Origin of the sequence: Bradyrhizobium australiense (assembly GCF_013114825.1) — a bacterium.
In the GTDB taxonomy this organism is placed as follows: Bacteria; Pseudomonadota; Alphaproteobacteria; order Rhizobiales; family Xanthobacteraceae; genus Bradyrhizobium; species Bradyrhizobium australiense.
In genome coordinates this window covers 758,080-776,379 of sequence record NZ_JAAVLX010000003.1, presented here as the reverse complement: position 1 = coordinate 776,379, position 18,300 = coordinate 758,080, and the positions used below count along the sequence as shown (strand labels likewise).

Below are 18,300 nucleotides of genomic sequence, written 5' to 3'. Positions count from 1 at the left end.
TCGGTGACGCTGGCCGGACACGTTGTAAGCATCACGCGGCGCTCAACGGCTCGATGATGGTCGCCACGCCCGGCTCCAGAATCCGCAACCGCGACCCAAAGCCCAGTGTATCGAAGGTGGCGCGCAGATCGTTCGCACTCTGGCGGAAATGCTTCCATCCTTCGGTATGCACGGGGACGATCACCGCGTCCGGAAACGCGCGTGCGGTCTCGATCGTGTCGTTAGTGTCCATCGTGATGTGGAAGGGACCGCGGGTTTGCGCCGCGCCCGCGAACGGCAGCACCACGCCGGCCTTGAACCGCCTCGCCACTTCAGCAACACCGTCGTACCAGACGGTGTCGCCGCTGATGTAGATCGGACGGCTGCCCGGCTTGCCCGACGAAACCACGAAGCCGATTACGTCACCGGCCAGCGGTTCGATGCCCGCCGGGCCATGGCGCGCCGGCGTCGCGGTGATGGTCAGCGAATGACCATTCTTGCCGGTCAGTTCGGTCGAAGCCCATGGCGCAAAGCCTTCGGCGTGACCGCCGAGCCGTTTTGCGCCAACCTCCGTCGTCAACACGCGCTTGGCCGACTTGAGAAAGTCGCGCCCCGAATGGTCGAGATTGTCCGAATGCTGGTCGTGGCTGAGCAGCACGGCATCGACCTCGCCGATGTCATGCGCGCTGACGGCGGGACCAACCAGCTTCTCCAGTTTCACGTGCGGCAGTTGATAGGCGCCGGGTTCGTCGAAGGTCGGATCGGTCAGCAGCCGGAAGCCGTCGACCTCGATAAGCGCGGTCGGGCCGCCGACCAGGGTGATGGTAACTGTCATTGACTTGCTCCTTCTACGAAGATTGGGCGACCGCCGTAGCGGGACGGGTCACCAGATAAATGCCGAGGGCTACGGGAACGATGCCGAGCAGGTCGCGCAATTCGACGTGTTCGCCGAGCACGAGGAAGGCGAACAGGATGCCGAGCGGCGGCATCAGGAAGTGATAGGCGCTCGCGGCCGTCGCGCCGCAGACCTTCAAGAGGTGAAACCAGAGCAGGTAAGCGAGAATCGATCCGCCGAGCACAAGGAAAGCAAACGCGCCGGCAAGCCGCGCGCTCGGCACGATGTCGCCGACGCTGGAGAGCGTGAACGCAAACGGCAGCAGCACGATGCCCGCGGCAAGGTTCTGCACGCCGTTGCCGACCCAGAGACTTCCTTTCGGCGCCAGCATCTTGAACAGGATCGTGCCGGCGACGATCGAGACCAATGACGCAAGCGTGAACAGGATGCCGTGAAAACTATCGGTGCCGACCGACATGCGGTGCCAGACGATGAAGGCGACGCCGGAGATGCCGAGCAAAAGCCCCGCCATCTTGCGCCAGGTGAGCGCCTCGCCGAGAAACAACGCCGCAAGTACAGCAGTGAACACCGGATTGGCGCTGACAATCAGGCCGCCAAGGCCGGCCGATACCGTCTGCAACCCGGTGTAGCCGAGGCCGAGATAGAGCGCGTTATTGGCGACGCCGAGGATGGCGAAGATTCCGGCATCGCGCCAGGTCAGCGAGGACCATGCCTCGCCGCGCAGCGCCGTGACACCGAGGATCAGGATTCCCGCCAGCGAAAATCGCGCCGTGAGCAAGATCAGCGGCGGGCAGTCGGTGACGCCGACCTTGCCGGCGACGAAGGCAAAGCTCCAGAGCAGGCAGAACAGGCCGATATAAAACGGTAGCGGATTGAAGCCGGCGCGGGGAACCGTGATCGAAGGGGCGAGGGACATGGGTAGTCTCCTTTACCCATGATCTAGAGCCGCGGCTTGATATTTGGAAATTAAATGATAGACTGATATCCAGTGGATTTGTAAATGGAGCATTGGCATGCTCGATCTGGAGCTGCTGCGCAGTTTCGTGTCCGTCGTCGACGCCGGCGGCTTTACCCGTGCCGGCGAGCGCGTCCACCGCACCCAATCGACCGTCAGCCAGCAGATCAAGCGGCTGGAAGACGATCTCGGCCAGCCGCTATTGAACCGCAACGGCAAGGACGTGACGCCGACGGAGGCCGGCGAGCGGCTGCTCTCCTATGCGCGGCGGTTATTGTCGCTCGCCGAGGAAGCCCGCGACGTGGTGGCGCGGCCGGAAAGCGAAGGCGCGATCAAGCTCGGCATCCCCGAGGACTTCGCCGCCTATCGTCTCGCAAAATTGCTGGCGACCTTTTCGCGGTCACGGCCGGGCCTGCGGCTCGATGTGCGCGCCGACCAGAGCACGTATCTTCGGCGTGACATCGAACGCGGCGAGCTCGATCTGGCGCTGCTCAAGCGCGACGCCGGCGAGAAAGGGGCGATCGCGGTGTGGCCCGAACAGGTGCACTGGGTCACCAGCAAAACCCATCCGGTCGATATCGACGCTGGCTCGGTGCCGCTGATCGGCTTTCCTGCCGGCTGCCTCTATCGTTCGCGCGCGATTCATGCGCTGGAAAGCGCCGGGCGCTCCTGGCACATGGCCTATACTTCTTCTGGCCTCGCTGGCATCCAGGCCGCGGTCGCCGCGGGATTGGGATTGAGCATTCTCTCCGACATCGCGATCCAGGCAGGCCATCGCGTGCTCACGGCGAAAGACGGCTTTGCCTCGATCGACAAGACCGAACTGGCGCTGGTGGCCTCGCCCGATGCCAGCCCCGCAACGCTGCGGCTCGCCGACCGCCTCGCTGAGTTCTGCGACAGCGTCGACGCAAAGGCGGCGTAATCTTTCCAAGCGAAAGGTGCTCTCGCGCTTGCGGGGAGGGCTGGGGTGGAACCGCATAACAGATGTTCGAATTCCGGGAGAGATTTCCCCCACCCGCCGCGCTCTTTCGAGCGCGTCGACCTCCCCCGCAAGCGGGAGAGGTAAGAAAGGCTTCGCATCAAGTGCTCAATAACACCGTGACGCCGCAATCGCGTGCAGCCGGTTGTCGCCGAGCACATGCGCCATCAAAGCCGGCGTCGGGAATATCTTCGCAAACGCCGGATCGCGGATGCTCAAGCCCCCGGTATAGGCGCCGAACGCCGGCATCACCGCGCGCTCGCCGTCGCTCGCAAAGCATCGCCGCTCCATCGATCGTCCCCGGGTGGCGACGCGCGCCTTGGGATGCAGATGGCCGGCGATTTCACCTGCCGCCCCTGTCGGCTCATGTCGGAACACGATCGATCCGATCGCGACTTCGCTCGCCACCACGCCGCCGAGATCGGACGGCAGCGCCGGATCGTGATTGCCCGATATCCAGATCCAGTCGCGGTGCGCCTGCATCGCTGACAGCGCTTCGCGATCCGGCGCCGACAGCCGCTGATGCGCGTCGCGATCGTGAAAACTGTCGCCGAGCGCAATCACCATGCGCGGGTCGTGCCGGGCAATGACGGCGCCGAGACGGCTCAGTGTCGCGACGGTGTCATAAGGCGGCAGCAGCACGCCGCGCGCGGCGAAGCTGGAGCCTTTTTCCAGATGCAAATCTGAAACGACGAGCAGGCGCTGCTCCTGCCAGAACAGCGCGCCGGAGAGGTCGGCGCGGAACGTCACGTCGGCAACCATGACTTTCGAGGCGCGCATCTGTTGATCGTCTCCCGAAGACTGCGCCCCTGCCGTCACGTGCCTTCCCGCTTATCCTATCGCCTCTTTGACGAGTTCGTCGGCGGCTTCCGCCAGCAACACGTCGCCTGCTTCGCCATAAACTGACTCGCGGCCGATTTCCAGCATCACGGGGACCGCGAGCGGTGAAACATGTTCGAGTTCCCGATGGGTGATTCGCCCGTGAATACGCGAGAGCATATCACCCAATCGCTTGAGATCGAGCAGACCTGTTGCGGCGTCGGCGCGCGCAGCGCGCAGCAGCACGTGGTCGGCCTGGTGCTTGCGCAAGACGTCATAGATCAGGTCGGTCGAGAACAGCACCTGGCGGCGCGATTTTTCCTCGCCGGTGAAACGCCGCGCGATCAGGCCGGAGATGATGGCGCAGGTGCGGAAGGTGCGCTTCATCAACGCCGATTCGGCGAGCCACGCCTCGAGATCGTCGCCGAGCATGTCCGGATCGAACAGCGCATTGAGGTCGAGCTTGCCGTGCCGGATCATGAACGACATATCGCCGAGGCCCCATACGGCCAACGCATATTCATTGGCGACGAAACCGAGCGGCCGCACCCGCGCCCGCTCCATCCGCCGCGTCAGCAGCATGCCGAGCGTCTGGTGCGCCAGCCGGCCCTCGAACGGATAGCAGACGAGGTAATGTTTGTTGGCGCGGGGAAAGGTTTCGATCAGCAGTTCGCGCACCGCCGGCACACGGGAAAAATCCTTCTGCAGCGACAGCCAGTCTCGGACTTGGTCCGGCAACGCGTTCCATGCGCGGCGGTCGTCGAGCAGTTTGCGGACGCGTTCGGCAAGGTATGTGGAGAGCGGAAATTTGCCGCCCATATAGGACGGCACTTTCGCGTCCCTGTCGTTGGCGCGCGAGACATAGACCACGTCCTCCGCAAGCGCCTCGTAGCGCACGACCTCACCGCCGAACACAAACGTATCGCCGATAACGAGGCCTTCGATAAAGGCTTCCTCGATCTCGCCCAGCATCCGCCCGCCGCGGCCGAGCGCGCCGGTCGAGCCGGAGCCGCCGCTGCGCGAGCGCACCAGGCGAACCTTCAGCATCGTTTCTTCGACGATGGTGCCGACGTTGAGGCGATAGCTTTGCCGCACTTTTGGATTGGCGACGCGCCAGCGGCCCTGCTTGTCCTGCTTGATGCGGGCAAAGCGTTCGTAGGTCTTCAGCGCATAGCCGCCGGTGGCGACAAAATCGACCACGTCGTCGAAGTCGGTCCGCGTCAACGAGGAATAAGGCGCCGAGGTCAGCACCTCCGCATAGAGCTCGTCGGCAAGAAACGGCTCGCCGCAGGCGCAGCCGAGCACGTGCTGCGCCAGCACGTCGAGCGCACCGGTGCGGAGCGGCGGCGTATCCTGCGCATTATCCGCAATGGCATCGATTGCGACGCGGCACTCCAGCACCTCGAAGCGGTTGGCGGGCACCAGCACCGCACGCGAGGCCTCGTCGATGCGGTGATTGGCGCGGCCGATCCGCTGCATCAGCCGCGACGAGCCTTTCGGCGCGCCGACATTGATCACGAGATCAACGTCGCCCCAGTCGACGCCGAGGTCGAGCGACGACGTGCAGACCACGCCGCGCAGCTTTCCTGCGGCCATCGCGTCCTCAACCTTGCGGCGCTGGGCGACGTCGAGCGAACCGTGATGGAGCGCAATGGCAAGGCCATCGTCGTTCATGCGCCAGAATTCCTGGAACAGCATTTCGGCCTGGCTGCGGGTGTTGACGAAAATCAGCGTGGTCTTGTTGCGCCGGATCAGGTCATACATCTCGCCGAGCGCATGGCGGGCGGTATGGCCGGCCCAGGGCAGCCGTTCCTGGGTGTCGAGCATCTCGACGATCGGTGCCGCCGCGCCGCCGGCCACGACAATGTCGGCAGAGACCTCCCTGCCATCGCGCTGTGGCATCAGAAACCGCGCCAGCGATTCTGGCTCGGCCACCGTTGCGGATAGCCCAATCGCGCGCATCTCCGGCGCCAGGCGCCACAACCGCGCCAGGCCGAGCGACAACAGATCGCCGCGCTTGGAGGTAACCAGCGCATGCAACTCGTCGAGCACGATGCGTTTCAGCGAGGAAAACAGAAACGGCGCGTCATCGGACGACAGCAACAGCGCCAGTTGCTCCGGCGTGGTGAGCAGGATATCCGGCGGATAGCGCCGCTGCCGTTGCCGCCGCGATACCGGCGTGTCGCCGGTACGAGTCTCGACCTTGATCGGCAGCCCCATCTCGGCAATCGGTGTCTCCAGATTGCGCGCGATATCGACCGCGAGCGCCTTCAGCGGCGAGATGTAGAGGGTGTGGAGACCGCCGGTGCGTTTCACGCTGCGGCCGGTGGAGACGAAGGTTTTTTTCTCGCCTTGATCGGTATGCGCGGCAAGTTGCTCAGACTCCCTCCCCCTGAAAGGGGAAGGGTCGGGTTGGGGGTCAGCCGCTTGCTCCATACGCGGGGCTGCCCCCCACCCGTCGCGCTCAGGCGCGCAATTGCGCTGCCGAGCGCGCCGACCTCCCCCTTTCAGGGGGAGATTTTCAGAAAGTTCGACCAGCGTCGGCAGAAACCCCGCGAGCGTCTTGCCGGCGCCGGTCGGCGCGATCAAAAGCGCCGACCGGTTGTCGCGGGCCTTTGCCAGCAGCGCCAATTGATGCTCGCGCGGCGACCATCCGCGCGCGGCGAACCAGCGGCGGAAACGGTCCGGCAAGAGCGCAGCCGTTTCAAGCGGCGTGAGGGACAAGGGGTCGGGCGACGGCACACCAGGAGAGGTAAGCCGTCGGAGCGGGTTCGTCGAGGGCCTCGGAAATCACCTCGCCACGCGCTTCGCGGGGAGAGGTCGGCGCGCAGCGCCGGGTGAGGGGCTCTCTCCGCGAGTTCGTCTGTCACCGTCTTCGCGGAGGGAGCCCCTCACCCCGACCTTCCCCCGTGAAGAACGGGGGAGAGGGAGAAGTCGCCCTATTCCGTCACCGGCTTATCCGAGATATCCCAGTCCTTGCCGTTGAAGATCGAGATATAGAGCGTCTTCATCGGCGTGTAGTCCTCGGGCGTGTAGCTGAAATTGACGCCGTCGAGGAAATACGGCGAGTGGAAGCCCGCCAGCATCGTCGCCTGCTTCAGCACATTGGCGCGGGTGAGTTCATCGCCGCAGCGGCGCAGGATCTCCGCCATCGACGCCACCTGGCCATAGCCTGCAAAGGCGATGGTGTTGTCGGGATCGACATTCGGCAGATATTTCTTGCGCAGCTCCTCGAACGCCATCACGTCCGGATCCTTCTCGAAGCGCGGCACGCCGACTTCCTTGGCATATCTGATGGCGACGATGCCGGTTGCGTTCTCGAGGCCGGCGGCGGCAAGAATCGAGCGGCCGGTCGAGCCTGCCGACAACAGGTGTAGCGGCTTCCAGCCGAGTTCGGCCACTTTGCGGATCGACTGCGACGAGGCTTTGCCGGTCGAAATGTTGTAGAAGGCGTCAGCGCCGGATTTCGAGAGATTGATGATCTGCGAATCGATCGTCGGCTCGGTCAGATCGTAGGTCTGCTCCATGATCACCTTGGCGGTGCCGCCGGCATCCGCCAGCACCTTCTTGAACGGGCCGAGGAAGTCGCGGCCGAAATCGTCGTTCTGGTAGAGAATGCCGATCTTCGCGTTCGGCTTCACGCTCACGACATGCCGGGCGAGGATGCGTGCTTCGGTCGGATAGAGCGGCAGGCCCGCCATGGTCCATTTGAAATTCTTCGGATCGTTCCATTTCGACGCGCCGGTATTGAGCAAGAGCTGCGGCACGCCCTTCGAATTGAGATATTTGTGCACGGCGGTCTGCGGCGCGGTGCCGAGCGAGCCGTACAGCGCCAGCACTTCCTCCTGCTCGACCAGCCGCCTCGTCGCCTCGACGCATTTCGGCGCACTGTAGGCGTCGTCCATGGTGAAGAATTTCACCTTGCGTCCGTTGATGCCGCCCTTTTCGTTCAGCATCTGAAAATAGGCTTCGCCGACGCGGCCGAGCACGCCGTAGAGCGAGCCGGGGCCGGAATGCGGCACGGTCTGCCCGATCTTGATTTCGGTGTCGCTCGCGCCGGGGTCGTATTTTTTCTCCGCCGCCCAGACGAAAGGCGCGGGCATGGTTGATGCAAAAGCGGTGGCGAGCGCGGTAGCGCCGAATTCACGGCGGGTTTGTTTCTTGTTCATTGTTGTTCTCCCTTGGTTGCGCGCAATGATCTACATTCCGGAGACGTCGGCAATAGCCAACTGACGGCCATGCCGCTTGCGAAAGTCCGCCTCATTTCGCAGGGCGGAAATCGTAGCGTCTAGACTCAAGTGTGGGCGGCGACGGCGACCAGGCCCGGAACGGGAGCGTTGTATTCATTGCGGGCGGAGCAATCCTCGATCAGGGATAATTTAAGGCCCGCGCCCTCGACCGAAGCACGCACGTAAGCGGCAGCATGGGCGTAGCGCAGCCCTTGACCGATGATGACGCCTTCGCCGTCATGGGTCTCCGCGGTAAAAGCAAGCAGACCGCCCGGCGCAAGCACACGCGCTGCTTCCACCAGCACCGGCGCGATGTCGGCGACATAGACCATCGCATCCGCCGCGAGAATGAGATCGGCGCTGGCGTCCGGCCTCGCGCGTAGCCCCTGCAACATGTCCGCGATTTCCAGCTCAGCATAGCGGCCCGTGCCGCGCGCCCGCTCGATCATGCGCGGCGACAGATCGACGCCGATGAAATGGTCGACTGCCCTGGCAAACGCCGATGCTGCGAGCCCGGTGCCGCAGCCGAGGTCGATCGCGCGCTTGAAGAACGCCGGCTTGCGCGCCGCTGATCGCACCGACAGCACCGCCTTGAACAGCAGCGCCGGGCCGCGATAACCAAGATCGTCCACCAGCGAGGTTTCGAACCGCGGCGCATATTGATCGAACAGGGTTTGCACATAGGCCTGCGGCATGCCGCCTAATGGTTCAGCGCCGAGCCGCATCAATCGAAGCCCCGAGCCGTGACGGTCGCCGGGGTCGCTGGCCTGCGCCTGGCGGAATGCTGCAACCGCCGCATCATGCTCGCCGAGTTGTTCGTGGATATCGGCAAGCGTGAACCAGGCGGACGTGAAATTCGGCGCCAGTTCGATCGCCTGCAGCAGCAGATCGGCGGCGGCCGCAAGATCGCCCTTCAATTGCAGATCGCGCGCGAACTCGAATCGGCGGTCGGCCATCAGATCGCCGGAGGACAGAAACAGGCGGGCAGGCATGGGTTCCAAACTTGTCATTGCCGGGCATAGTAGTTTGCCTTGTGCAGACTACGTAAACTTGTCTGCGCCCCGGCAATCCATCAAAGATTTTTCCGGCAGATGGATGCGCGGGTCAAGCCTGCGCATGACGGGTAAAATTCGTCGCAAGGCTTCCTATATAAGTTGGATGCGTCCGCAGGATATCCTGATCCCCCTTCCCGCCGGCCTGTGCTGCAAGCCGGGCGGCTTCCATATCGATCCCGTTCGCCCGGTCGAGCGCGCCGTGATTACCCACGGCCATTCCGATCATGCCCGGCCCGGCCATGGCGCGGTCCTGGCGACGCAGGAAACGCTCGACATGATGCGCTTGCGCTACGGCGACAATTTTGCGCGCACCACCCAAGCCATTCGCTATGGCGAAGAAATCCAGCTCGGCGACGTCACCATAAAATTTCACCCCGCGGGCCACGTACTGGGCTCGGCTCAGATTGCGGTTTCCTGCAAGGACCTCTGCATCGTCGCTTCCGGCGACTACAAGGACGCCATCGATCCGACCTGCACGCCATTCGAAGTCGTGCCCTGCGACGTCTTCATCACCGAGGCCACCTTTGGCCTGCCAGTTTTCCGCCATGGCAATGCGGCGGATGAGGTGAAGAAATTGCTGGCCTCGGTCGCGCTGTTTCCGGAGCGCGCGCATTTGGTCGGAGCCTATTCGCTCGGCAAGGCGCAGCGCGTGATCGCGCTGTTGCGCGAGCAAGGTTATGACGCGCCGGTCTATCTGCATGGCGCGATGGAAGCGATCACGCGCTACTATGAGAGCCGCGGCGTCGCGCTCGGCGAGTTGCGGCTGGTGAGGGGAATGAAGAAAGCCGATCTCGCCGGCACCATCACGCTGGCGCCGCCACAGGCCACATCGGATATCTGGACCAGACGTTTCCCCGATCCGGTCACGGCATTTGCCTCGGGCTGGATGCGGGTGCGGGCGCGCGCCCGCCAGCGCGGCGTCGAACTGCCGCTGGTGATCTCGGACCATGCCGACTGGGACGGGTTGACCGCGACCATTGAGGCCACCGGCGCGGGCGAGGTCTGGGTCACGCATGGGCAGGAAGACGCGCTGGTGCATTGGTGCAAGGCGCGCGGACTTGCCGCGCGGCCGCTCGATCTCGTCGGCTATGGCGACGAGGAAGAGCACGAGGTGATCGCGGCTGACGAGGCCGAGGCATGAACCGCTTTGCCGAACTGTTGGACCGTCTCGCCTATGAGCCCGGCCGCAACAACAAGCTGCGGCTGATCACGGCCTATTTCCGCGATACGCCCGATCCCGACCGCGGCTACGCGCTGGCGGCGCTGACCGGCGCGCTGTCGTTCAAGCATGCCAAGCCGGGGCTGATCCGCGATATGATCATGGATCGTACCGATCCAGTGTTGTTCGGACTGTCCTATGATTATGTCGGCGATTTATCCGAGACGGTCGCGCTGATGTGGTCGAAGGGCGGGGGAGATTACTGCGAATCTTTGCTGGGCCACCCCTCTCCCCAGCCCTCCACCGCGAGGGGGGAGGGAGCGCAGTTGAGTGCTGCGCTGTCATCGCCGGACAAGTCGAAAGCCACAGGCAAGACTCTCTCCGTTCCCTCCCCTCTTGGGGGGGAGAGTCAGGGAGAGGGCCACCCTGCGGGTAGTGCTAGTGATGATCGACTCCGCACCAGCAATCTTCACAACAACCCGCCTCCCCCCACCCTCTCCGAAGTCGTCACCACCCTTCGCACGCTCGGCAAGACCGACCTCCCAAAACAGCTCGCGCGCTGGCTCGACGAACTCGACGAGACCGGCCGCTGGGCGCTGTTAAAGCTCGTCACCGGCGCGATGCGGATCGGGATATCGGCGCGGCTCGCGAAGACCGCCGCGGCCGCGCTCGGGAATAAGGACCCACACGAGATCGAACTGATGTGGCCGGGGCTTGCCCCGCCCTATCTGGAACTATTCGCATGGCTGGAAGGCCGTGGCGACAAGCCGGTCAACCGCGATCCGGCGCCGTTCCGCCCGGTGATGCTGGCGCATGCGATCGAGGATGCGGATTTCGCGACGCTCGATCCGGCCGATTTCATCGCGGAATGGAAATGGGACGGCATTCGCGTGCAGGCGGTCGCGGGCCGCGACGAACGCGGCCACATGCAGGCGCGGCTCTATTCGCGCACCGGCGAGGACATCACCAAGAGCTTCCCCGACCTCGTGCCGTCGCTGCACCTGCCCGGCGCCATCGACGGCGAGCTATTGGTATTGCGCGAGGGCCGCGTGCAGACGTTCAACGTGCTGCAGCAGCGGCTGAACCGGAAAGTCGTCTCGCCGAAGCTGATGAAGGATTTTCCGATTCATCTGCGCGCCTACGACCTGCTCGGCGATGACGAGAACGATCTGCGCGAACTGCCGTTTGTCGAGCGCCGCGCCCATCTCGAGGCCTTCGTCAAAAAGCTGCGCGATCCGCGCATCGATTTGTCGCCGACGATCGCCTTCGATAGCTGGGATGTGCTGATGGCGGCGCGCGCCAATCCCGCCAATGCCGGCGCGGGTGAGGACGCTGATGCCGTCGAGGGCGTGATGCTGAAGCGCCGCGACGCGCCGTATCTGCCGGGCCGGCCCAAGGGCCAGTGGTGGAAATGGAAGCGCGATCCGCACATCATTGATGCCGTGCTGATGTATGCGCAGCGCGGCCATGGCAAACGCTCATCCTATTATTCGGACTACACCTTCGGCGTCTGGACCTCAGGCGAGGATGGCGAACAGCTGGTGCCGGTCGGAAAAGCCTATTTCGGCTTCACAGATGAAGAGCTGTTGCAGATCGACCGTTTCGTCCGCCGCAACACGACGGAAAAATTCGGCCCCGTGCGCCATGTCGTGCATGAGCCGGATCAGGGCCTGGTGCTGGAAGTCGCGTTCGAGGGGCTGGCCCGCTCGCCGCGGCACAAATCCGGCGTTGCGATGAGGTTTCCACGCATCAGCCGGCTGCGCTGGGACAAGCCGCCGCGCGAGGCCGACCGGCTGGAAACGCTGGAGCGGATGCTGAAGGACGTGACAGCAAATTAACATTCCGACGGCGCATGGCGGCCATTGATTGACACGAACGGGTTTCCCATGTGCCCCGCCGCGCCTATAATGCACATCACCGCGAGGAGAAGCCGATGCCCAACGACGTCAGAGACCTACCGGCCAGCAATGACGGCCTGTACCGTTTTCTCGGCGGCTCGCCGCTGTCGGTGGCGTTCCGGCTGATCCTGTTGTCGATCCTGGTCGGCGTGGTGCTCGCCGCCATCGGTTTCGATCCCTGGAATATCCTGCATAGCATCCAGACCCTGTTCCGGCGGCTGTGGGATCTCGGCTTCGACGCCGTCAATTGGCTGTGGCGCTACTTCCTGCTCGGCGCCGTCATCGTGATCCCGATCTGGCTGCTGTCGCGGCTGTTCGGCGCCCCGCGCGGGCGATAGTAACTCGTTGGGCGGTGGCAGCCGATGCAATTGCGATTTGTCGGCTGCGGCGATGCGCTCGGCTCCGGTGGCAGGTATAATACCTGCTTCCACGTCACAGGTAGCAGCGTCAATTTCCTGATCGATTGCGGCGCGTCGTCACTGCCGGCGCTGAAGCGCCTCGGCATCGCGCGCGACGCGATCGATCTGATCCTGATCACGCATTTCCACGGCGACCATTTTGGCGGCCTGCCATTCCTGCTGCTGGATGCGCAGTTCACGCGCCGCTCGCGCCCGCTCGTCATTGCCGGCCCGCAGGGCATCGAGACGAAGCTGCCCAATCTGATGGAAGCGCTGTTCGAGCATTCCTCCAAGACAAAACAGCGTTTTGATTTCTCGGTTGTTGCGCTTGAACCGGAGCAAAGTCGCACATTTGGCGAGGTCAAGGTCACGCCGCATCCAGTGGTTCACGGCGAATCCGGCGGGCCCTTTCTGGCTTACCGTGTCGAAGCCGAGGGGCGTATCATCACCTACAGCGCAGACACCGAATGGACCGATACACTGATCCCGGCGGCTCGCAATGCTGACCTGTTCATTGCGGAAACGTTTTACTACGACAAGACCGTCAAGAACCACCTCAGTCTGAAAACGCTGGAAGCGCACCTGCCGGAGATCAACGCCAAGCGGCTGGTGCTGACGCATATGAGCGACGACATGCTCGGGCGGCTGGGCGAGTTGCCCTACACTGCTGCCGAAGACGGCATGGTCGTCGAGCTCTAGGTATGCATTCGCCTGTAAAGCCATCCAAGGTGGCGACAGCACAGGTCTTTGCCATCGCCGGTCCCGCGATGGTCGCGAACCTGACCACGCCGTTGATCGGAATTGTCTCGACCACCGCGGTCGGCAGGCTTGGCGATGCCACGCTGCTCGGCGGCGTCGCCTTGGCCTCAGTGCTGTTCGACTGCATGTTCTGGCTATTCGGCTTCCTCCGCATGAGCACGGTCGCCTTTACGGCACAATCGCTCGGCTCCGGCGAAGCCTCGGAACTGCGCGCGATCCTGGTGCGCGGACTGATCGTCGCCGTCGTGATCGGCGCGGCCCTGATTGCGCTGCAGATGCCGCTGGCAACGGTTCTGCTGGGCGCGATGGGCGGCAGCGAGAGCGCTACGCGTGCGGCAAAGACGTATTTCGCGGTCCGGATCTGGTCGGCGCCGCTGGCGCTCGGCAATTATGTCGTGCTGGGATGGCTGGTTGGGCAGGCGCGGGCCAAGCTGGCACTCGGCACGCAGATCACCATCAACCTCATCAACGTGGCGGCGACCGCCGTGCTGGTGCTGGCGCTCGACTTCGGAATTGCCGGCGCTGCAATCGGCGCGCTGACCGCGGAAGCCGCGGGCCTGATGCTCGGCCTGCTGATTGCCCTTCGCCTTTCGAAAGCGCAACTCGCGATTTCCCGCGCGATGCTGTTCGATCGGGCCAAGCTGATGCGGATGCTTTCGGTCAACCGCGATATCATGATCCGCACCGCGTCACTGATCGCGGCGTTTCTGTTCTTCACTGCGCAGGGCGCACGTGCCGGCGACGTGACGCTCGCCGCCAATGCCGTGCTCAACAATTTTCTGCTGTTCGGCGCCTTTTTCCTCGATGGCCTGGCCAACGCCGCCGAGCAGCTCTGCGGCCGTGCCTATGGCGCCCGCGACAAGGCGGCGTTCGCCGGGGCGGTCAAGCTGGTCGTCATGTGGGGCTTTGGCTTCGCGCTCGCGGTCGCCGCCTGCTTCCTGCTGTTCGGGCCCGCATTTGTCGACATGATGACCGCAAGCGTGGAGGTGCGGCGCATTGCGCGCGATTATTTGCCATTCGTGATTTTTGCGCCGTTGCTCGGCGTCTTCGCCTTTGCGTTTGACGGCATCTATATCGGCGCCACCTGGGCGCGCGACATGCGCAATCTGATGGTGGCTTCGCTGGTGATCTTTCTCGCCGCCTGGTTTGCGATGCGGTCGTTCGGCAATGCCGGATTGTGGGGCGCGCTACTGGTTCATTACGCCGCGCGCGGTGGGCTGGAGGCGCTGCGGTATCCGGCGCTGTTGAAGAAGTCGTTTGGGTCATAGCCCGGATAGTTCGTAGCCCGGATGCAGCGAAGCGAAATCCGGGACTTTCGTGCAAGCGGATAAAGTTTTCCCGGATTGCGCTGCGCTCCATCCGGGCTTCCGCTGCAGTCACTACCTCACCGGCCAGTCCTCTGCCGTAATCGTCGCGGAATCCGCGCCGACGATCTCCGACAGCGAATCACGCCCCGTGCGCAGCAAGGTCGAGGCAAGATCGTTCTTGATGTCGTCGACGAGGCGAAGGCCCTTGTACACCAGCGACGAATAGATCTGGATCAGGCTCGCGCCGGCGCGGATTTTCGTCAACGCCGCGCCGCCGCTATCGATGCCGCCGACGCCGATCAGCGGAAACGCGCCTTCAGTGCGGACATAGGTCTCCGCCACGATCCGAGTCGATAATCGAAACAGCGGCCGTCCGGACAAGCCGCCCTGCTCTTTCGCGCGAGCCTGTTCGCGCAAGGTCGAAGGGCGCGCCAGCGTGGTGTTGGCGACGATCATGCCGTCGACGCGGCGCGAGCGCGCGATATGCACGACGTCGTCGAGTTCGGCGAGGCTCAGATCGGGCGCGATCTTCAGCAGCACCGGCGAATCGCCGGCATTCTTCCGCACCCGTTCGCGCGCATCAATCACCTTGGCCAGCAGTTCGTCCAGCGCGGCCGATTGCTGCAAATTGCGCAGACCCGGCGTGTTCGGCGAGGAAACATTGACAGTGAAATAGCTTGCAACCGGCGCAAACGTCTCGATCAGCTTGACATAATCGGCGACGCGATCGGATGAATCCTTGTTCGCCCCGACATTGACTCCGACAATGCCGCCATTATGGGCGCGCGCCGCCAGCCGGCGTAGCGCGGCTTCGGCGCCGTCATTGTTGAAGCCCATGCGGTTGATCACGGCTTCATCCCGCTCGAGCCGAAACAGCCGCGGCCGCGGATTGCCGCCCTGCGGTTTCGGCGTCACCGTGCCGATCTCGACAAAGCCGAAACCGAGCCGCAACAGCGCGTCGGGCACCTCCGCGCTCTTGTCGAAACCCGCAGCCATGCCGATCGGATTGGGAAAATTCAGGCCGAAGGCGCGCACCGCTAGTTTGTGGTCGTCGGCGCGCGGCTTGACCGGCGGCAGCAGCCGCAGGCCGTGGATCGCCATGCGATGCGCGTCCTCCGGATCGAACCAGCGCAACAGCGGCAGCGAAAAGGCGTCGAAGGCGCGGATCACGGGAGAAGCTCCGGAATGTCGTGAGTGCCATCGGATCGCGCGCGCATGTCGAGGATGCCGGTCACCGCGCCGAGATCGAGTTCGCCGTAGAGATGCGGGAACAGTTCGTCGTTGCGCGAACGCTCCCAGCGCAACGCGTCGCCCAGCGCGTCGGCATCGACCGCGACCAGGAACAGCCCGGTCTGGCCGAAATAATGCTTGCGCGCGGTCTCTGCGACCTGGGAGGCGGTGGAAAAATGAATGAAGCCGTCGCGCAGATCGTCGCTACTACCCCGGTAGACGCCCTGCCGTTCGGCCTCGCGCCAGGCTGAGGCGGGAGTGATTTTATAGATCGTGGGCACGGCTTTCCGGACTTCCTGCTTGTCGTTGAGTCTCTTGGGATTTTCCCGGAAATGGCCGGGCTGGCGACCGACCGTAAAGGCGGCCCGCGGCTAACTCAAGCGCTGCGGTCACCGAGTTCGGCTGGAAGATTTGCGCAACGCGGCCGAATGAGGCAATAATTCCTAGTTTGCTTCGGGGACTTTCGATGGCCCGACAGGCCAAGCCGCAACGCATTCTGACCCACAGCCAAGTCTGGACCGCGCTCGACCGGCTGGCGGAACGCGCCGGCATGTCGCCCTCGGGTCTTGCCAAGCGCGCCGGCCTCGATCCCACCACGTTCAACAAATCCAAGCGCATCACCGCCGATGGCCGCGAACGCTGGCCATCAACTGAATCCGTTTCCAAAGCGCTGGCCGCGACCAATTCGTCGATCGAGACCTTCGTGCAATTGATCGGCGACGGCGCGCGCGGCCAGCAGTCGGTGCCGCTGCTCGCCCTTGCGCAAGCCGGCGGCGGCCATTTCGACGGTTCCGGCTTTCCCGCGGGCAAGGGCTGGGACGAGGTGGCGCTGCCGTCTGCCAGCGACGAGCACGCCTATGCGCTGGAAATCTCGGGCGATGCGATGAAGCCGGCCTATCGCGACGGCGACATCATCCTGGTGTCGCCGGGCACGCCGATCCGGCGCGGCGACCGCGTGGTGCTCAAGACGTCAGACGGCGAAGTGATGATCAAAGAATTGAAGCGCCGAACCACCAAAACCCTGGAGCTGCAGTCGCTCAATCCGGCGCATGCCGACCGCACGATCAATGCCGACGACGTCGCCTGGATCGCCAGGATCGTGTGGGCGAGCCAGTAGGATCGCCGTTCCGTGACCGACGTGCTGAGCGACCTGCTGCAACATTCACTTCGCATCGTGTTGTGCGGAACCGCCGCGGGTACGACGTCCGCCGCCGAGCGGGCCTACTACGCGCACCGGCAAAACAAATTCTGGAAGGTTCTGCACGAGACAGGGCTGATACCGGAGCCGCTGCAGCCGCATCAATATCGCCACCTGCTGCAGCATGGGATCGGACTGACCGATCTCGTTAAAGCAAGCGCGGGGATGGACCGTGCGACGCTTCCCACACTGACAGCGGCGGATCGCACCCGGCTTAGCAACGCCATCGCAACATTTCGTCCGCAATTTCTCGCGTTCACCAGCAAGACGGCCGGACAGAGATTCTTCGGCGGCAAGCGCGACTATGGCGAGCAACGTGAACTGATCGGCAATACCAGAGTGTGGATACTGCCGTCGACCTCGGGTGCGGCCAACGGAAGCTGGCGTCCGGAAATCTGGCACCGGTTTGCGGATCAAGTCCGGGCGGGAGAGCCATTAACTTCATCACAGCGTCGCCCCTGCGAACGCAGGGGCCCATAATCACAAATGCTCGTGGCGAAGAACAACGCCTCCCCGCCTGCCCTTTCCGCGGGCCGCGGCATATGGGTCCTGCGTTCGCAGCGACGACGGGAAGACTACGACGCGAAACTTACGTCGCGTAGTCCGGCTCTTTCCTATCCAGCATCCGCTTCAAGGCATCGAAATGCCGTTGCGCCGGGGTCGGGCCCTTATAGAGATGATCGTCCATGTACTCGCGGCGGGTCTTTTCGACCACGGGCGCCGGCAACTGCTTCAGCTTCTGGCCGGTCCACATCGCGTAGATCTGCACCTGCGCGGCGCGCTCGACGTAATAGAGCTTGTCATACGCTTCGGCGACGGTGGCGCCGACGGTGGAGATGCCGTGATTGGCCATGAACAGCACCGTCTTGTCGCCGATCACTCTTGCAAGCCGCGCGCCTTCGGCTGGATCGAGCGCCGGGCCGGCGTACTCGTCATCATAGGCAATGGCCCCCGACAGTCCGACCTCGGTCTGGCCGATTTCCTTGATGCGGGGGTCTTCGAGCCGCGTCAGCGCGCTGGCATGGGGCATGTGGGTGTGAAACACCGCCTTCGCCTGCGGCAGCGCCTTGTGGATCGGCGCGTGGATGCAATAGCAGGAGCGCTCCACCTCGCCCTCGCCGCTTTTGACCTCGCCGTCGTCGATACCGACTTCCATAAAGCAGGAAGCCGTAACCTCGGACCAATGCGTGCCGAACGGGATCTGATAATAGCGGTCGCTCTTGCCCGGCACCACGAAAGTCAGATGGTTGAAGATGCCTTCGGAAAACCCCTGGATGAAGGCCAGCCGGTGCGCGGCCGCGAGATCGACCCGCGCCTGCCATTCCTCGGCGCCGTACTCGCTGAGCGACTTCGGCAAAACCCTGAACTGCATGAACTTTCTCCCTGATGCGCTTATTTTCCGGCCTCGGCGGAAGCCTCTGACGGCTGTTATGCGCGGTAGTGTAGCGCAATCCGGCGCCGCCATGGCTGAAATTGCGG

The 18,300-nt window shown here is 63.8% G+C and carries 17 protein-coding genes; 8 read left to right on the top strand and 9 right to left on the bottom strand.

Annotation, left to right across the window (positions count from 1 at the left end; translation table 11 throughout):
• Positions 1 to 31: 31 nt before the first annotated feature.
• A complete protein-coding gene (locus tag HCN58_RS10700; protein WP_171579296.1) occupies positions 32 to 814 on the bottom strand; it encodes an MBL fold metallo-hydrolase in 783 nt (260 codons plus the stop codon).
• Positions 815 to 827: 13 nt separating this feature from the next.
• Positions 828 to 1,751, bottom strand: a complete 924-nt coding sequence (locus HCN58_RS10695; RefSeq protein ID WP_171579295.1) for a DMT family transporter — start codon at positions 1,749 to 1,751, stop codon at positions 828 to 830.
• A 97-nt stretch (positions 1,752 to 1,848) separates the two neighbouring features.
• Here HCN58_RS10695 and HCN58_RS10690 point away from each other — a divergent pair, with 97 nt between their 5' ends.
• A complete protein-coding gene (locus HCN58_RS10690) occupies positions 1,849 to 2,712 on the top strand; it encodes a LysR family transcriptional regulator (RefSeq protein WP_171579294.1) in 864 nt (287 codons plus the stop codon).
• A 165-nt stretch (positions 2,713 to 2,877) separates the two neighbouring features.
• Here HCN58_RS10690 and pdeM read toward each other — a convergent pair whose 3' ends face one another.
• The 4 genes from pdeM to HCN58_RS10670 form a co-directional block, all read right to left on the bottom strand.
• Positions 2,878 to 3,549 carry a ligase-associated DNA damage response endonuclease PdeM gene (pdeM, locus tag HCN58_RS10685; protein WP_171579293.1) on the bottom strand — a complete coding sequence of 224 codons (672 nt, stop codon included), beginning with the start codon at positions 3,547 to 3,549 and terminating at the stop codon, positions 2,878 to 2,880.
• Positions 3,550 to 3,600: 51 nt separating this feature from the next.
• Positions 3,601 to 6,279: a ligase-associated DNA damage response DEXH box helicase gene (locus HCN58_RS10680; RefSeq protein WP_171579292.1), complete on the bottom strand. Its 2,679-nt coding sequence runs from the start codon at positions 6,277 to 6,279 to the stop codon at positions 3,601 to 3,603.
• A 248-nt stretch (positions 6,280 to 6,527) separates the two neighbouring features.
• On the bottom strand, positions 6,528 to 7,757 hold the full coding sequence (locus tag HCN58_RS10675) for an ABC transporter substrate-binding protein (RefSeq protein WP_171579291.1): 1,230 nt from the start codon (positions 7,755 to 7,757) through the stop codon (positions 6,528 to 6,530).
• A 125-nt stretch (positions 7,758 to 7,882) separates the two neighbouring features.
• The gene (locus tag HCN58_RS10670) at positions 7,883 to 8,809 is read right to left on the bottom strand and encodes a class I SAM-dependent DNA methyltransferase (RefSeq protein WP_171579290.1); all 927 of its coding nucleotides are present in this window, start codon (positions 8,807 to 8,809) and stop codon (positions 7,883 to 7,885) included.
• A gap of 166 nt (positions 8,810 to 8,975) precedes the next feature.
• Between HCN58_RS10670 and HCN58_RS10665 the strand changes: the two genes are divergently transcribed.
• The 5 genes from HCN58_RS10665 (at position 8,976) to HCN58_RS10645 (ending at position 14,354) form a co-directional block, all read left to right on the top strand.
• Entirely contained in the window at positions 8,976 to 10,013 is a 1,038-nt protein-coding gene (locus HCN58_RS10665; protein WP_171579552.1) for a ligase-associated DNA damage response exonuclease, read from the top strand.
• Positions 10,010 to 11,869 (top strand): cisplatin damage response ATP-dependent DNA ligase, encoded by a 1,860-nt coding sequence (locus HCN58_RS10660; protein WP_171579289.1) that lies wholly within the window; start codon positions 10,010 to 10,012, stop codon positions 11,867 to 11,869. The genes HCN58_RS10665 and HCN58_RS10660 overlap by 4 nt, the downstream gene beginning before the upstream one ends.
• A 95-nt stretch (positions 11,870 to 11,964) precedes the next feature.
• Positions 11,965 to 12,267, top strand: a complete 303-nt coding sequence (locus HCN58_RS10655) for a DUF6460 domain-containing protein (RefSeq protein ID WP_171579288.1) — start codon at positions 11,965 to 11,967, stop codon at positions 12,265 to 12,267.
• 24 nt (positions 12,268 to 12,291) lie between these two features.
• Positions 12,292 to 13,026 carry an MBL fold metallo-hydrolase gene (locus tag HCN58_RS10650; protein WP_171579287.1) on the top strand — a complete coding sequence of 245 codons (735 nt, stop codon included), beginning with the start codon at positions 12,292 to 12,294 and terminating at the stop codon, positions 13,024 to 13,026.
• Between the two features lie 2 nt (positions 13,027 to 13,028).
• Positions 13,029 to 14,354: an MATE family efflux transporter gene (locus HCN58_RS10645; RefSeq protein ID WP_171579286.1), complete on the top strand. Its 1,326-nt coding sequence runs from the start codon at positions 13,029 to 13,031 to the stop codon at positions 14,352 to 14,354.
• A gap of 111 nt (positions 14,355 to 14,465) precedes the next feature.
• On the opposite strand, the gene HCN58_RS10640 is transcribed toward HCN58_RS10645, so the two are convergent.
• Entirely contained in the window at positions 14,466 to 15,563 is a 1,098-nt protein-coding gene (locus tag HCN58_RS10640; protein WP_171579285.1) for a quinone-dependent dihydroorotate dehydrogenase, read from the bottom strand.
• Complete coding sequence (locus HCN58_RS10635; protein WP_028347984.1) at positions 15,560 to 15,904, bottom strand: DUF952 domain-containing protein; 345 nt, start codon at positions 15,902 to 15,904, stop codon at positions 15,560 to 15,562. Before HCN58_RS10635 ends, HCN58_RS10640 begins: the two co-directional genes overlap by 4 nt.
• Before the next feature lie 185 nt (positions 15,905 to 16,089).
• Between HCN58_RS10635 and HCN58_RS10630 the strand changes: the two genes are divergently transcribed.
• The gene (locus HCN58_RS10630; RefSeq protein WP_210265928.1) at positions 16,090 to 16,740 is read left to right on the top strand and encodes a S24 family peptidase; all 651 of its coding nucleotides are present in this window, start codon (positions 16,090 to 16,092) and stop codon (positions 16,738 to 16,740) included.
• Between the two features lie 12 nt (positions 16,741 to 16,752).
• Positions 16,753 to 17,301 carry a mismatch-specific DNA-glycosylase gene (locus HCN58_RS10625; protein WP_171579284.1) on the top strand — a complete coding sequence of 183 codons (549 nt, stop codon included), beginning with the start codon at positions 16,753 to 16,755 and terminating at the stop codon, positions 17,299 to 17,301.
• Positions 17,302 to 17,410: 109 nt separating this feature from the next.
• Here the strand turns inward: HCN58_RS10625 and HCN58_RS10620 are convergent, their stop codons facing one another.
• Positions 17,411 to 18,193: a class II aldolase/adducin family protein gene (locus HCN58_RS10620; RefSeq protein ID WP_171579283.1), complete on the bottom strand. Its 783-nt coding sequence runs from the start codon at positions 18,191 to 18,193 to the stop codon at positions 17,411 to 17,413.
• Positions 18,194 to 18,300: the final 107 nt, after the last annotated feature.

Bases quoted from the DNA above. Each gene is read 5' to 3' on its own strand.
- HCN58_RS10700 (WP_171579296.1), bottom strand. From the start codon at position 814: ATGACAGTTACCATCACCCTGGTCGGCGGCCCGACCGCGCTTATCGAG.
- HCN58_RS10695 (WP_171579295.1), bottom strand. From the start codon at position 1,751: ATGTCCCTCGCCCCTTCGATCACGGTTCCCCGCGCCGGCTTCAATCCG.
- HCN58_RS10690 (WP_171579294.1), top strand. From the start codon at position 1,849: ATGCTCGATCTGGAGCTGCTGCGCAGTTTCGTGTCCGTCGTCGACGCC.
- pdeM (WP_171579293.1), bottom strand. From the start codon at position 3,549: ATGCGCGCCTCGAAAGTCATGGTTGCCGACGTGACGTTCCGCGCCGAC.
- HCN58_RS10675 (WP_171579291.1), bottom strand. From the start codon at position 7,757: ATGAACAAGAAACAAACCCGCCGTGAATTCGGCGCTACCGCGCTCGCC.
- HCN58_RS10670 (WP_171579290.1), bottom strand. From the start codon at position 8,809: ATGCCTGCCCGCCTGTTTCTGTCCTCCGGCGATCTGATGGCCGACCGC.
- HCN58_RS10665 (WP_171579552.1), top strand. From the start codon at position 8,976: ATGCGTCCGCAGGATATCCTGATCCCCCTTCCCGCCGGCCTGTGCTGC.
- HCN58_RS10660 (WP_171579289.1), top strand. From the start codon at position 10,010: ATGAACCGCTTTGCCGAACTGTTGGACCGTCTCGCCTATGAGCCCGGC.
- HCN58_RS10655 (WP_171579288.1), top strand. From the start codon at position 11,965: ATGCCCAACGACGTCAGAGACCTACCGGCCAGCAATGACGGCCTGTAC.
- HCN58_RS10650 (WP_171579287.1), top strand. From the start codon at position 12,292: ATGCAATTGCGATTTGTCGGCTGCGGCGATGCGCTCGGCTCCGGTGGC.
- HCN58_RS10645 (WP_171579286.1), top strand. From the start codon at position 13,029: ATGCATTCGCCTGTAAAGCCATCCAAGGTGGCGACAGCACAGGTCTTT.
- HCN58_RS10630 (WP_210265928.1), top strand. From the start codon at position 16,090: ATGGCCCGACAGGCCAAGCCGCAACGCATTCTGACCCACAGCCAAGTC.
- HCN58_RS10620 (WP_171579283.1), bottom strand. From the start codon at position 18,193: ATGCAGTTCAGGGTTTTGCCGAAGTCGCTCAGCGAGTACGGCGCCGAG.